This window comes from Bacillus sp. EKM206B (assembly GCF_011066015.1).
GTDB classification, from domain to species: domain Bacteria; phylum Bacillota; class Bacilli; order Bacillales; family Bacillaceae; genus Bacillus; species Bacillus velezensis.
In genome coordinates, this window is record NZ_JAAMNL010000002.1 from 591,661 (window position 1) to 607,886 (window position 16,226).

The following is a 16,226-nucleotide window of genomic DNA, read 5'->3' on the forward strand; positions in this document are numbered from 1 at the left end:
AGCCGGCTGACCGCTGTCCCCGTAAAAACATCATGCCGGGGACAGCCGGTACCGGCCGTTTTTAGAAATTCAATTCGATTTCGCTTGCAAAGTGTTCACTTTTGTTTACTTTCTCACTTAATTGAATTTCTTTTAAAGGAATCGATGGGTCTTTTATGATCGCCGACAGAATCATGGCGTAATCCTTGCTCAGTGTAGCGATGGTTTTCTGTTTAAACAGCTTCGTGCAGTACTCAAAGCTTCCTCGTATCTCGTGCGGATTCATCACGAAGGTCAGCTGTAAATCAAATTTGGCCGCCGTATTTGTTTGTTCATATGGTCTGACCGCGAGAGAGTCCAATTCGATATCCGTTTGTTCCGTATTTTGCAGAACAAACATCGTATCGAATAGCGGATTCCGGCTTAAGTCCCGTTTCACTCCCAGTTTCTCAACTAATTCTTCAAAAGGATATTCTTGATTTTCATAAGCTTTCAGCATCGTTTCTTTTGTTTCCGTTACATAGTCCATAAAAGTCTTTTCTCCAGCCGGGGCCGTACGGATGGCCAGCGTATTCACAAACATCCCGATAATATGCTGTAAATCTTCATGCATTCTTCCCGCAATAGGCGTACCGACGACGATATCTTCCTGACCGCTGTATTTGGCCAGCAGTATGTTATAGGCTGACAGCAAGATCATGTAAGCGGTCGATCCGGTCAATTCTTCCATCTGTTTTATCCCCTGGACCACGTTCTCATCGAGAGCGAAATTGTATCGCTTGCCTTCAAAGCTTCGAATTCGCGGTCTGGCAAAATCTTTCGGCAGCTCAAATGGCGGGAGTTCCTCATGAAATACATTCAGCCAATAGTTCTCCTGGCTCTTGATGCGTTCCCTCTGCTCCGCCTGCTGCTGCCATACAGTGTAATCTTTGTATTGAATCCGGAGCGGGGTTAATTCTTTGCCGTCATACAATTGAATCAGTTCTTCAACAAAAATATTCATAGAAGCGCCGTCTGAAACGATATGATGCATGTCAAACATGAAAACATGTCTGTCCTGTTCTAATTCGATGAGTCCGGCCCGAAGCAATGGAGCCTGACTGAGATCGAAAGGCCGCACGAAATTGCGGAACAGCTCCTCGACCTCTTCATCAGCTGCTTTGTACCTTTCTATAGAGAAATCCGCCTGCGGCTTGATCACCTGCACCAGCTCTCCGCGGATCATTTCAAATCCGGTTTGTAGCGATTCATGGCGTTGGATCAGACTTTGGAACGCAGATTGTAAACGATTCATGTCGATCCTGCCTTCCAATGTCAAAATCCCCGGCATGTTGTAACTTAGTTCTCCGCCTTCAATTTGTGTAGACAGGTAAACCATCTTTTGCACAGAAGATACAGGATAAATATCTTTGGCTTCTGCAACAGGGATTTCATCCGGACCGCTGGTTTCCGCGCCTGCAATGACCCTCGCCATTTCTTCAACCGTCGGGTATTGAAACACTTCTCTCAATGAAATGCTTTTGTCGAATTGCTTATGGATCTTGGTAACGAGCGTCATCCCCCGTAACGAATGCCCGCCGAGATCGAAAAAGTTATCTTTTACGCCGACTTGTTCTACCTTCAATACTTCTTTCCAGATGTGAACCAGCTGCTCTTCCGGCTTTGTCCTTGGAGCAACATAGTCAATCCCGGTCTGCAAGCCTGCTTCAGGCAGCGGTAACGCGCTGCGATTCACTTTTCCATTGGAGGTTAACGGCATTTGCTCCAGTTGCATCAAGTATGAAGGAACCATGTAGCCTGGTATTTGATCGGAGAGTTTTTCTTTAAGCTGATTGATCGGCAGTGACTTCTCCCCTGTAAAATAGGCATACAAATCGCTTTGCCCCTCTGCATTTTCTCTGACCAGGATCACCGCTTCTTGTACATGCTCGATGTTGAGAAGAGCGGCTTCCACCTCGCCAAGTTCGATCCGGTAACCGCGAATTTTAACCTGATGATCCTTTCTTCCGGCATATTCAATGTTTCCATCCGGCAGGTAACGGGCAAGGTCGCCTGTTTTATACATCCGCTCTCCGATTACAAACGGATCGGCCACAAACTTTTCGCCCGTTAATTCAGGCAAGTTCAGATACCCCCGTCCTACTCCGTCTCCGGCGATGCACAGCTCACCTTTTACACCTATAGGCAGCATCCGATCATGGGAATCAACAATATACACACGGTTGTTGCCCAGCGGTTTGCCGATCGGCACGTTACCGCCGTCGTCAGCGGATGCCAATGTCTCCGGTACGATGTGAAAGACCGATGCATCCACGCAGGTTTCCGTCGGACCGTATACATTGGTTATGAGCGGCATTGATGACCCGTTCGAAGCGAACAATTCAAGCAATTGCGCCACCGTCGCCTGCGGGAGCGCCTCTCCTCCAATAAGCATGTGCCGGATCGTTACCCCATGAAGGCTGTCTGCAGCGATAAGCAATTGCAAATGTGACGGTGTTCCGTCTGTTACGTCAATGCGGTGGGTGCGATAATAGTTTGACAAGGCATAACCGTCTGATACTGATGCTTTAGGGACGATATACAGTGCATGTCCCCTTAACAGTGCCGCGAAAATTTGCTTGACAGATGCGTCGAAATAGTACGGTGCCAACAAAGACACACGCAATCCCGAATCATAAGCACCGTACACTTGTCCGCGGAGCCCCTCCATCAAATGAAGGACCTGGCGATGCTCAATCAGCGTGCCTTTTGGCTTGCCGGTTGTGCCTGATGTGTAAATCACATACGCCAAGTGATCCGGTCCGGCTGCCGTCACCAGATTCGAGCCGTCCCCGCTGTTCATTCGTTCGTCATTCAGCAGTAAAATCTCTCCGGCAAAGGATACACGATCTTGTAAATGGGGCTGTGCCAGCAGAACCTTTGCTCCTGAATCCTCCAGAATATAGCGGAGGCGTTCCTGCGGGCTGTCCGGATCCATCGGCACATACGCGCCCCCGGCTTTCAGGATCGCCATAATCCCCACGATCATTTCCAGAGAACGTTCTGCCAGAATACCCACAGGCTGGTCAGGCTGCACGCCTTCGCTTCTTAAAATCCGCGCCAGGCGGTTGGCCCGCTCATTCAGCTCACGGTATGTGAATCGGCTTTTCTCGTAAACTGCGGCCGTATGTTCCGGCGTGCGCTCCGCCTGCTCCTCGAACAATTGGTGAATTGTTTTGTCCCTTGGGCAGTCTATCGCCGGTTGACCCCATCTTTCCACAATCTGCTCTTTCTCCTGCGCGGTGATCATCTCCAGCGATGAAAGCGGCGCCTGCGGATCATTCGCAATCGCCTCGATCAATTGGATAAAGTGCTTTGCCATGCGTTCCGCAGTTTCCTGCTTGTACAGCGCTGCCGCGTAACTGATCATACCTGTAATTCCGTCTTCATTTTCTGCCGCTTGGAACGTCAGGTCGAACTTCGCCATCGCATGGTTGTCCGGATAAGGGGTAAAACGCACATCATCGAGGCTCAATTCTCCCTGTTCTGTGTTTTGCCATATGAACATCGTGTCAAACAGCGGATGGCGGCTGAAATCCCGGGACACATTCAGCTTGTCCACCAGTTCGTCGAATGGATACTCCTGGTTTTCATACGCTTTTAATGTATGCTCTTTGACTTCCTGCACGTATTCCCGGAATGTTTTTTCCCCGACCGGATTCGTTCGTATCGCCAGTGTGCCCACGAACATGCCGATTAAGCTTTCCAAATCCGAATGGGTTCTTCCGGCAATCGGGCTGCCTACTACGATGTCTTCTTGCCCGCTGTATTGGGCAAGCATGGTCGTATAAGCAGCCAGCAGCACCATGTACAGCGTGCTTTCGCTCTTCAGCGCCAAGCCTTTCAGCTGTTCCGTCAACTCCGGTCCGATGACAAACTCGATTTGTCCTCCTTCAAAGCTCCGCGCAGCCGGTCTTCCGTAGTCGGTTGGCATATCCAGCACCGGAACCTCTCCGCTGAACACATCCAGCCAGTACGCTTCCTGTTTCTTCATCCGTTCGCTTTGCATATCCGACAGCTGCCACGCCGCATAATCTTTATACTGAACCCGCAATGGCGGCAATTCTTTTCCTTCATATAATGAAACGAACTCTTCAATCAAATTCTTGATAGATACGCCATCGGAAATGATATGATGCATGTCAAATAGCAGCAAATGGCGGTCTTTTGCAAGCTCGATCAGTCCTACCCGCAGCAGCGGCGCTTTCTCCAAGTCAAATGCCCGCACAAACCCATGAACAAGGGCTTCCGCCTGTTCTTCTTTCGCCTGAGTGAATTCCACTGCAAATGGGACGTCGTCATAGATCCGCTGCACCGGTTCTCCGTCTATCAGTTCAAAGCCGGTACGCAGCGTTTCATGGCGCTGAATCAGCTTGCGGATCGCCTTCTCGACAAGTTCCCGATCCAAAGCTCCATCGGCTCTCATGACACTCGGCATGTTGTAGCTCAGCTCACCGCCTTTCAGCTGATTCAAAATGTACAACCGTTTCTGCGCCGAGGAGACGGCATAGTATTCTTTTGCTTCAACGGTCGGGATAGATGTATATGCTGTGTGTTTCATACCGGTAATCGTTTCTGCCATTTCTTCAATTGTTGGCGATCGGAACACTTCCCGCAGCGGCAGGCTGACCCCCATCTCTTTGTGCAGTTTCGCTGTCAGCGTCGTTGCCCGCAGCGAGTGACCGCCGATGTCGAAGAAATTGTCTTTCACGCCGATACGCGGAAGTCCAAGCACCTCTTGCCAGATATGCGCCAGCTGCGCTTCCGCCGCTGTACGGGGAGCAACGTATTCGATCCCTGTTTGCACGCCTCCTTCTGGTGCTGGCAATGCTTTGCGGTCGATTTTTCCGTTTGCCGTTAACGGCAAACGCTCCAGTTGGATAAAGTACGACGGGATCATATACCCCGGCAGTTCCTGCGACAGCGCTATTCGCAGCTCGCTTACCATCAGCTCGGTGTTCGCTGAAAAGTATGCGCATAGCTGCTTTTCTCCGGCTCCGTCTTCAAGAGCGGTGACTACTGCTTCCTGTACCGATTCTATCTTTAAGAGCTGAGCTTCCACCTCGCCGAGTTCGATCCTGTATCCTCGAATTTTCACCTGATGATCGATCCGGCCCAAATATTCGATGTTACCGTCCGGCAGCCATCTCGCCAGATCGCCCGTCCGGTACATCCGTTTGCCGGGTTCGAACGGATGATCCGCGAACTTCTCCGCAGTCAGCTCCGGACGGTTCAGGTACCCCCTCGCCAGTCCGTCGCCTGCGATACAAAGCTCTCCCGGTACTCCGACTGGCTGTAGACGCATTGATCCCGGTGCCATCATATACAGCTGTATATTCGAGATCGGCTTGCCGATCGGTACCGATGCATACGCTTGGTTCGCTTCGCAGTTGAAGTACGACACATCGACCGTTGCTTCCGTCGGGCCGTACAGGTTGATCAGTTGGGCGCCGTTCACAGGCGTAATAAGGCGATGAAATCTTGCCGTATGTGCCGGCATTAATGCCTCACCGCTTGCAAACACTTGCCGCAACGTACGCAGCTTGCTTGTCTGTCCGCTCGCCGTCTGTGTTTCCGCAAACTTCAGGAAGGCGTGCAGCATCGCCGGGACGAAATGCATTGTCGTGATACTTTGCTCTTCTATTGTGTTCCAAATCACTTCAGGGTCTTTCTCTCCGCCGAGCGGAAGCAGGCACACCTTCGCACCGGTCAAAGCCCACCAGAACAGCTCCCATACCGAGACGTCGAAGGTGATCGCTGTCTTTTGTAAAATCGTATCGCCGCTGCCGATCGGATAAGCCTTTTGCATCCACATCAACCGGTTTATAACCGGACGATGTTCAACCATAACCCCCTTGGGCTTGCCGGTCGATCCGGACGTGTAGATTACATATGCCCTATCGCCCGCACCAGACAGCGGCTCCAAGTTAGAAACGTCATCATCGTAAACGGAAGTATCATCGAGATCGATGACCGTTCCTGCAAAAGCAACCCGTTCTTTCACGTGACGCTGTGACAGCAGCAGGGTCGCTCCTGAATCTTCAAGGATGTAGCGTATGCGTTCCTCCGGGTAATCCGGGTCGATTGGCACATAAGCGCCTCCCGCTTTCAGGATTGCATAAATCCCGACCATCATTTCTAGAGAACGCTCAGCCATGATCGCAACAAGCTGGTCGGCCTGTAGGCCTTCAGCTCGTAAAGTGCGTGCTAGTTGATTGGCCCGTTCATTTAACTCAAGGTATGTCATACGCTGCTCCTCGAATATAACCGCCTCATGGTTCGGCGTCCGGAGTGCTTGTTCCTCGAACAGCTGATGAATCGTTTGTTCACGTGGGTAATGCATTTCGTTAGACTGAAAACGGCTGTGCAGCTGTTCTTTTTCTTGCTGCGTCAGAAGTTCCATTTCTTCTATTTTGACAGACGGCAGCTGCAATACTTGCTGCATGAGCTGTTCAAAATGTCCGCGAATCCGCTCTGCTTCTGATTGTCCATATTCATTTCGGTTAAAACTAAAATGAACGGTGAGTTGTTCGCCAGGGATGACAACTACATTAAAATCGTAATGGGTATGTTCTTCTATATGGAAATTCACGATATTTAAATCCGCAGCATCATGGCCCTCTTCGACTTGCTGCCCTATCGGATAATTTTCAAAGATCATGATATGATCAATTAAGTTTTGCTTTTGTTCCGTTTGGGCCTGAATTTCGTATAAAGGATAGGTATCGTACGATTGGGAAGCCAGCGCGTTTTGTTGAACCATTTGCATCGTATCAGCAAAAGTGCTGTCCTCATCGCAGCGGATGCGAACCGGAATGGTATTGATGAACAGGCCGATCATCTGTTCCACATCAGGAATTTCCGCCGGCCTTCCCGACACGACACTGCCGAAGACAACGTCTGCGGACCCGCTGTATTTCTGTAACAAAATCCCCCATAACGTTTGGATCAACGTATTTAACGTAACCTGATGCTGATTTGCGATCTGCTGTAATTGTTTTGTCTGTTCGTGATCAAATCGGCAGATCACATTGGCATAAGCGTATTCTTTTTGTTCATGCTGCGCTATTTTATGAAGAAGCGTGGTTTCACCTTTATATCCTTCAAGATACCCGCTCCAGTACCGCTTTGCCGCTCCCTGATCTTGGCGGTCAAGCCACTCGAAATAGTCGCTGTAAGGAGCTGCCGATGGCGGTTCTGGTTCCCTGCCTTCCTGTAAGGCGCTATAATGATCAAACACTTCCTTCGTGATAAGAGACAGACACCAGCCATCCATCACAATATGATGGAAGCTCCAAATCAAATGATATTTGCGGTCTTCCATACGGAAAATCGCTATGCGCATCAGCGGATCCCGAGCCAAGTCAAATCCTTTTGCCTTGTCTTCTCTTTGATAGGCTGCGATTGCATCCTCTCTCAGGTGCTCCTCTATATCACGCAAATCTGCAAAATGAATTTGCGGTGTTTGCGTTTTATAGACAATTTGTAAAGGAGTATCGTTCCAGCCGCTGTAAAAACGGGTTCTGAGCACGGCGTATGTTTCAAATAATCGTTCAAGGCTTGCTTTAAACCAATCAATCTTTAACTCTCCCTGCAAATCGAACGATGCTTGTTCAAAATAAGAACTTGAGGCCTCGTCCAGCAGGCTGTGGAAGAGCATTCCTTTCTGCATCGGAGTGAGCGGATACACGTTTTCAACCTCACCTGCATGCGGCAGTTGAATGAGGAGCTGATCCAATTTGTCAATGGATATGCCTTTTAACAAAATATCGCTTGGCGTCAGTTCCGATTGTTCTTTATGAACGCAATGCGTAATGATTGTCCGCAGGCGGCTTTGAATCGTTTCCGATAACCGCATGATCGTTTCTTTTGCGTACTGTTTGCTGCTGTAGCTGATCGTAAGCTTCAGCCGGCCCTCGGTGATCATTCCGTTTATATTCAATACATACGGTCTTTCTTGATTTCCGCTTGAGTCTGAACCGCAAGAATAAGAAGATAATAACCGAACCCCATGCTGCTGTAAATCTTGGTCAAACTGTCCCAGATAGTTAAAGCTGATCTCGGGATTGAGTTTCGATGGCATTCCGCCGCTTAAGTACCTTGCTATTCCATATCCGATCCCTTTATGCGGAATTTGGCGCAATCCTTCTTTGGTCGTCTTGATATAATCAGAGATTTCTTTGCCCAGCTGCGCGTGCAGCACAACCGGATACAGACTTGTAAACCACCCGACCGTGCGGGAGATATCTATATCTTGTATAATCTGTTCTCGGCCGTGTCCCTCTAAATGAATCGGAATTTGTTCCAGTCCTGACCAATGCGATATGGAAAGACCCAGAGAAGTTAAAAGCAAATCGTTTATTTCCGTGTGATAAGCGCGATTCGCTTGTTTTAATAAGAGCTCCGTTTCCTCTTTCGTCCATTCCACAGTTGCTGTTTCGCTGTCTTTTGCAGTTGTATGGGTTTCATGAAAATCTTTAGGCAGCGGTTTGACTTCGGTTTGTTCGATTTTTGTCCAATATTCCTGTTCTTGTTTTATCGTTTCACTTTGCGCATATTCTGACAGTCTCTCAGCCCATAATTGGAAAGAGTCTGTTTTTTGCGGCAGTTGAATCACTCGCTCGTTCTCGGCTTGCTTGTAGCCGCTAACGATATCTTCCAGTAAAATACGCCATGAAATCCCGTCTATAATCAAATGATGGATGGCAATGAGCAGATGATCTCCATTTGCGCATTGAAACAACCCGGCTTTCATTAACGGCCCATCACTTAAACGCATACTGCTTTGTATCTCATCAGCCTTGGCTTCAATTGTACGCCCCGGATCGGGATCTTCTTTCAGATTCAGGACTTCTAAGCGGTACAGCCCGCTTTGGGCGATTTCTTCATTCTGTGCCTCACAGCCATTTTCCGTAGTCCGGAACGTCATGCGGAGCGCATCGTGATGTTCAGCAAGCTTTTGCAGGGTTTGACGAAGCTGCGTTTCCTGAAAACCTTCCGGCGCATGCAGCATGACGGCTTGATTGTAATAATGCTGATCTGTTGTTGTTTGTTCGAAAAACCAATGCTGAATAGGAGTCAGGCTGACTTTTCCTTTGACCTCACCTTGATCGGCTATACGCAGATTCTGCTTGATATGCGGACTCAATTCTGCAATTGTTGCATATTGAAACAAGTCTTTGATTTCCATTTTGTATCCTTGCTGATTTAATCTGGAGGATACTTGAATGGATTTAATGGAATCTCCGCCAAGATCGAAGAAATTATCAAGAATACTGACGTTTTCAGCGCCTAATACCGATTCCCAGGCAGAAACTAATATTTCTTCAGCTTTTGTTCGGGGAGCTTTATACTCTGCTCTGTCCTGCAGCTCGAAATTCGGAGCCGGCAGCCCTTTTCTGTTTATTTTTCCGTTAGAAGTTAAAGGCATTTCATCAAGCTCAATAAAATAAGCCGGAACCATATAACTTGCAAGGGTTTGAGACAATTGTTTCCGGAGCCGGGCTGCCGTTGTTTGCCCGCCGCTCACGTAATATGCACACAATTGTTTAAACCCGTGGACATCCTCTCTGGCTGTAACGACAGCTTCCTTGATTGCTTCTTTTTGAAGCAGTGCCGCCTCGATCTCGCCTAATTCGATACGATAGCCTCTGATTTTCACTTGTTCATCTATTCTGCCCGCATATTCAATGTTTCCGTCCGCCAGCCACTTCGCCAAATCTCCGGTCTTATACATCTTCGCTCCGGGTTCAAACAGGTCATCGACAAATTTCTCTGCCGTTAATTCGGGACGGTTCAAATATCCTCTTGCCACTCCGGCGCCGCTGATATAGATTTCTCCCGGGACACCGATCGGCGCGGGTTTCATATTCTCATCAAGAACGTAAATGCTCGTGTTTGCCGCAGCGGTTCCGATCGGTACTGATTCCCGCCTGTCCTTTGCGGCATCATAACGGTAAATCATGCAGCCGACAACGGTTTCCGTCGGTCCGTACTCATTGCATATTTCAATCCGGCCTTCGAACTGTTCATGAATGCTGCGGGCTAACCGGGTGCTTAAGTTTTCCCCGCCCACAATCATTCTTCGGACAGCCGTTTGATCGGCAAAGTTCATTTCTTTCAAAACCTGCAAATGGGCCGGGGTCAATTTAATGATATCCACCCTCGGGTCCCGCACAATCGATTCAAGCAGAGCTGTTTTATCCTCTCCGTCATAGACGATGATTGCATTGCCTGTGACAAGCGGCGTGAAAATAGAAGTCATCGTCAGATCAAAAGAAATTGACGAATACAATGGGAAGTTGGCTTTCTCGCCTTTTACATAAACTTCTTTCGCCCACCAAATATAATTGGTCAAGCCTCCGTGCTCGATTAGTACGCCTTTTGGCCGGCCTGTGGAACCTGACGTATAAATGACATATGCCAAATGACTCACATCATTTATCGGAGCAAGGTCAGAGCCATCTTGGTGATAAGAACTTTCATCATCAAGTAAAACCGTGACGCCTTCATAGGCAAGCTGTTTCCTGACGTCCCGCTGCATTAAAACGATTCCGGCTTGGGAGTCATCCAGCATATACCGGATGCGGTCTTGCGGATATTCCGGATCTATAGGGACATAGGCTCCGCCTGATTTTAAAACGGCAAGGATTCCGACCACCGATTCGATGCTGTTTCTTGCGATGATGGCTACAGGCTGATCCGCCTGCACTCCTTTCGCTCTTAACGTTCGCGCCAGTCGGTTGGCCCGCTTATTGAGCTCTCCGTACGTGAGCTGCCTGTCCTTATCAATGACGGCTGCTTGATCGGGCGTACGCTGCGATTGCTCTTCAAATAATTGATGAACCGGTGTCTGCGGAAACGGCGCGGCCGTGTCGTTAAGCGTCTGCAGAAGGGTTCTTCTTTCGCCTTCCGTTAACAATTCCGCTTGGTCCACCCGGATATCCGCATCTGTCACGACTTGATGCAGGATTTGCATGAAATGTTCCCGAACCCGCTCTATGCTTGCCCGATCATACACATTTGCATTGTATTCAAAAGAGATGTTCATCTCGTCGCCCGGTATAACGGTCAAATTAAAATCGTAGTTGGTCTGTTCTTCCATTTGGACGTTGGAAATCGTGATGGATGTTCCGTTCTGGCGGCCTATACTTTCCATATACTGATCAACCGGATAATTTTCGAATATCATTAAATGTGTAATTAAATCTTGCTTTTGCGTTGTACGCGCTTGAATATCGTACAGTGGGTGCGTCTCAAATTGTTGAGACGCTACAGCCCTTTCCTGCGCCTCTTTCATAAGCCCGGCAAACGTTGTCCCGGCTTCACACCGGAACCGGACGGGGATGGTGTTAATGAATAAGCCGATCATGTTTTCCACGTTTGGAATTCCAGCAGGTCTTCCGGATACAACACTTCCAAACACAACGTCCCGGCTGCGGTTATATTTCTGCAGCAAAACCGCCCATGCCGTCTGCAGCAGCGTGTTCAGCGTGACATGATGCTTGCCTGCCGTCCGCTTCATTTTCGAAGTGAGATCGGAGCTTATGTCACACGTCACTTTTTCAGGAACGTATCGTCCGTCCTCCGCTGCATGGTGATCCTTAGGAAGGCCGGTTTGCTCCTCATATCCCTCCAAGTACTGATCCCAATAAGCCGTGGCCTCTTTCGCATCTTGCCGGCCGAGCCATTCAATATATTGACTGTACGGAGTAATTGACGATTGTTCAGGCTGCTTTTGCTGAAGCAAGGCAAAGTAATTCTCGAAAATTTCTTTTGTAATCAGCGGCAGACACCAGCCGTCCATCAAAATATGGTGGAAACTCCAGATAAAACGGTATGTCTTTTCATCCGTACGAAGGATGAATAACCGCATTAACGCGCCTTTTTCTAAGTCGAACCCCCGCATCTTATCTTCTCTGGCATACTGCTGAATCATCGCTTCTTTTTGAGATTCCTTCATCTCTCGTAAGTCATTGAATTGAAAGCCGATTTTTTTCGTTTTGAATATGATTTGGAGCGGCTGATCCTTCCAGCCTCTGTAAAAATTCGTGCGGAAAATATCATATTTTTGCGATAAGCCGTCCAAGCTTTTTGAAAATGAATCAATTTCCAGATCTCCATGCAGATCAAACATCGTTTGCTGAAAATAAGCATCAGAATTCGGATCAAATAAGCTGTGAAACAGCATGCCCTTCTGCATCGGCGTTAATGGATAAATATTTTCCGCTTCGCCTAATTCACGCGTCTGCTCCAAAAGCTGTTCCAGTTCGTCGATTGAGATGTCTTTTAACAGGATGTCACTTGGTGTGAGAGAAGTCTGCTGCCGGCTTACGCAATGCGCAATGACTTCTTGCAGACTTTCTTTCAACCCCCGGGCAAATTGCGCTATAGTAGATCTTTCGTATTGTTTGCTGCTGTAGCTCAGTGTCAGTGATAATGTCCCTTCGGCAATCATGCCGTTCAAATCAAGCACGGCCGTTCTCTCTTGGTTTTCGTTCATTGATAACCCTGTGGAAAAAGGCGACATGCGTAAAGCCTGATGTTTCAGGTCTTGGTCAAATTGTCCCAAATAGTTAAACGATATCTCCGGTTTCAGCTGCAGGCTGTCGGCTTCCGGATGCCCGGCTATATATTTGATGATGCTGTAATTCATTCCTTTGTCAGGGATACGGCGCAGCCCTTCTTTTACGATCTTGATCCGCTGCGACAGGTTTTTTCCGGCTTCCATCCTCAGGACGACAGGGTACTGGCTTGTGAACCATCCTATCGTGCGGGAAATGTCAGCATCCGGAATAATCGGTTCTCTCCCGTGGCCTTCCAAATTCACGACAATCTCTTCCGTGCCTGTCCACTTGTGAACAGCCAGCCCTAACGAAGTCAGCAGCAGATCGTTGATATCCGTGTTGTAGGCGCGGTTCGCTTGTTTTAATAATTGCTCCGTTTCCTCTTTTGTCCATTGAATCGTCACTTCTTCGCTGTCTCTTAATAACGATCCTTCGCTGATAGTGTCCTTAGGCAATGGCTGAGGCTTTATACTTGAAAGCTCAGTCCAATACGCAATCTCCTCTTCCATATCGGTTTCCGCCGCATATTTGGACAATTGACCGGCCCAGAATGGAAACGAGTCTGTTTTTTGCGGGAACTGGATCGTTTGTCCGCGTTCTGCCTGCTCATAACCGCTTGCAAAATCTTCGAGCAAAATACGCCAGGATACACCGTCAATCAGCAAATGATGAATTGCAATCAGCAAATGATCTCCATCCGGACATTGGAACAAACCGAGCTTCATCAATGGCCCTTTGTCTAATACCATGCTGCTTTGAATCTCATTCGCTTTATCGGCAATCGCTTGAGCCGGATCGGTTTCCCCTTTATAATTCATCACTTCCAGATGGTATAGTTCACTTTCATCTGTTCCTGTAATTCGCGGAGCGTATCCATCCGGTGTTTTTTCAAAAATCATCCTCAAGGCATCGTGATGCGACGCGATCCGTTCCATCGTCCGGCGAAGCGGGCCCTCTTTAAAGCCTTCCGCCGAATATAACATGACGGCCTGATTGTAATGGTGTGCATGCGGCATTTTTTGCTCAAAAAACCAATGCTGTATCGGGGTCAGCTTGGTTCCGCCATTCACTTCTCCTTGATCAGCCACCCTGCTGACCGGTGCTACAAACTGACTAAGTTCAGCAATCGAGGGGTGTTTAAACAAATGCTTCATATCAACCTTGTATCCGGCTTGATACAATCTGGATGACACCTGAATTGATTTAATCGAATCTCCGCCAAAATCAAAGAAATTATCCAAAATTCCTATACGTTCTGCCCCTAATACTTCTTGCCAGATAGACGCCAGCAGTTCTTCTATTGTGTTCCGCGGGGCTATGTATTCGTTTTCCGCCCGCGTATTTTCGTCAGCAGCAGGCAAAGCTTTCAGATCAATCTTCCCATTGGAAGTGAGCGGAATGCGTTCCAAAGGGATAAAGCGGGAGGGAATCATATAATTCGGCAGTTCCCGGGATAATTCTTCTCTGAACTGCGCAGCGGTCAAAGAAGGCTCGCCGACATAATAGGCATACAATTGTTTTGCCCCGTCTGCGTCTTCCCGCGCGACGACTGCGGCTTCACGAACGTTTTCCAGATTGAACATGGCTGCCTCTACCTCGCCGATCTCAATCCGGTAGCCGCGAATTTTCACTTGATGATCAATCCGCCCTAAATATTCGATTCTTCCATCCGGCAGCCATCTGGCGAGATCCCCCGTTTTATACATCTTTTGACCAGGGACATGCAGATGCTCCACAAATTTTTCCTCCGTCAATTCAGGCCGATTGAGGTAGCCGCGGGCCACTCCCGCTCCTCCGACATACAGCTCTCCCGGTACGCCGATCGGCTGGATTTGATGGTGCGCTCCTAAAATATAAGCTTGATGGTTGGCCACCGGGCTGCCGATTGTGATCTGTTCATCAGCGGACTGAACAGGGTGAAATGTAGATACCACGCTGTTTTCTGTCGGTCCGTATTCATTATTGATCCGAATGCGAGGCTGCAGAGAATGCAGCTTCTCAACTGTATCTGTTTCCAGCTGCTCACCGCCTACAACAACATGCTGAACATGGATGAAATCCTCTCTGTTCATCTGTTCGATCATCGTTTTCAGAAGACGGGGAGAAGTTGAAAAATGGGTAATTCTTTCTTGTTTTATGGCATTTTGAATGGCGAAAGTTTCTTTATTCTCTTCATTAGGCAAAAGGTGCAAAGTTGCTCCTGAGATGAGCGGGCCGAAGAAATTTAAAATGAACGCATCAAAAACATACGGGTACAAGACAAGTACGCGATCCGCCGGAGAATGCCTGAAAAACGCCTTCTTCCACTGAAGCGAGTTCACAATGCCGCCGTGTTCAACCATGACCCCTTTCGGCTTTCCTGTTGTACCCGACGTATAAATGACATAGGCTAAATGGCTGTGTCCCGCTACTGGTGATAACAATGAGCAATCGGCATGGTATGATGTTTCATCATTCAAATCAATCACCGGGCCGTCAAAGGCGAGGCTGTTTTTTAAATGATGCTGAACAAGGAGAACGTCTGCATCCGCATCATGAAGCAAATATTGAAGCCGCTCTTTTGGATATTCAGGATCCAGGGGCACATAAGCGCCCCCTGCCTTCCAAACAGCTATAATGGATACGATCATCTCTAATGAACGATCAGCGAGAATGGCAACTAACGTATCGGGTTTAACCCCGCAATTACGCAATGTTCTTGCCAAACGGCTCGCCTTCTCATTCAGTTCCCTGTACGTCAAATGGTCGTTTTTAAACTTGACGGCCGCATGCTCAGGCGTTCTTTCTGCCTGTTCTTCAAATAATTGATAGACTGTTCTGCTCCCGGAGAAATCTCTGACGGTGTCGTTAAAATCAAACAATAGCTTCTGTTTTTCCGCTTCCGGTAAGATCTCTGCCGTATGGATCGCGGCTTGAGGCTGAAACAGGATCACAGACAGCAGCTGATCCAAATGGGATACAATTTGATTGATATAGCGCTCATCGTACAGATTGCCGTTATAAAAAAGCTTCAAATGAATCCCGTTGTTCTCCAAATCAAAGTGAAACAGCGTATCGGTTGCAGTATCTTCTTTACATTGCAAGGAATGAATTTCGTTAAGCGAAACGACGGTATGAATCAAAGGCATATGCTCGTCATTGTATTGCACGCTCAGATGCCGGGCCATTTTTCTAAACGGCAGGTTTTGATTTTTCAGAGAATCATTAACGGCTTCTTTCAGCTGCCCGAATACGGTTTTAAATGTGCTCTCGTTTGAAAGCGTATTTTTTAAGAGGACAATGTTGTTAACGGCTGACTGGCCGGCTTTTTGCTTCGATACCGTTGGAATGCCAAGAATCAGGCTCGTTCGATCCGTATATTTATATAACAAGCATTCAATACCCGCCAATAAAATCAGATAGGCCGCCATATCGGAATGATTCGCCATTGTCATGATTCTTTGAGATACTTCCGGAGATAAGGAACGGCAGATGCATTTTTCCTGGTAGCCGGTACGGGCCAACGACGCTTTATCCGCTGCTTTAAAGTAAGGGAATGCGCTTAGGCCGTCTTCTTCATCAAACAGGTTTTCCCAGTACGTTTCTTGAGTTTTAAATACCGACATTGGAGCACCTCATTTTATATATTTTAAAGAAATAATG

General features: G+C 48.0%; 1 protein-coding gene. It reads right to left on the reverse strand.

Features of this window, described 5'->3' with window-relative positions; all coding sequences use genetic code 11:
• Positions 1–61 precede the first annotated feature (61 nt).
• Complete coding sequence (locus tag G9F50_RS05770; protein ID WP_165406467.1) at positions 62–16,189, reverse strand: non-ribosomal peptide synthase/polyketide synthase; 16,128 nt, start codon at positions 16,187–16,189, stop codon at positions 62–64.
• Positions 16,190–16,226: the final 37 nt, after the last annotated feature.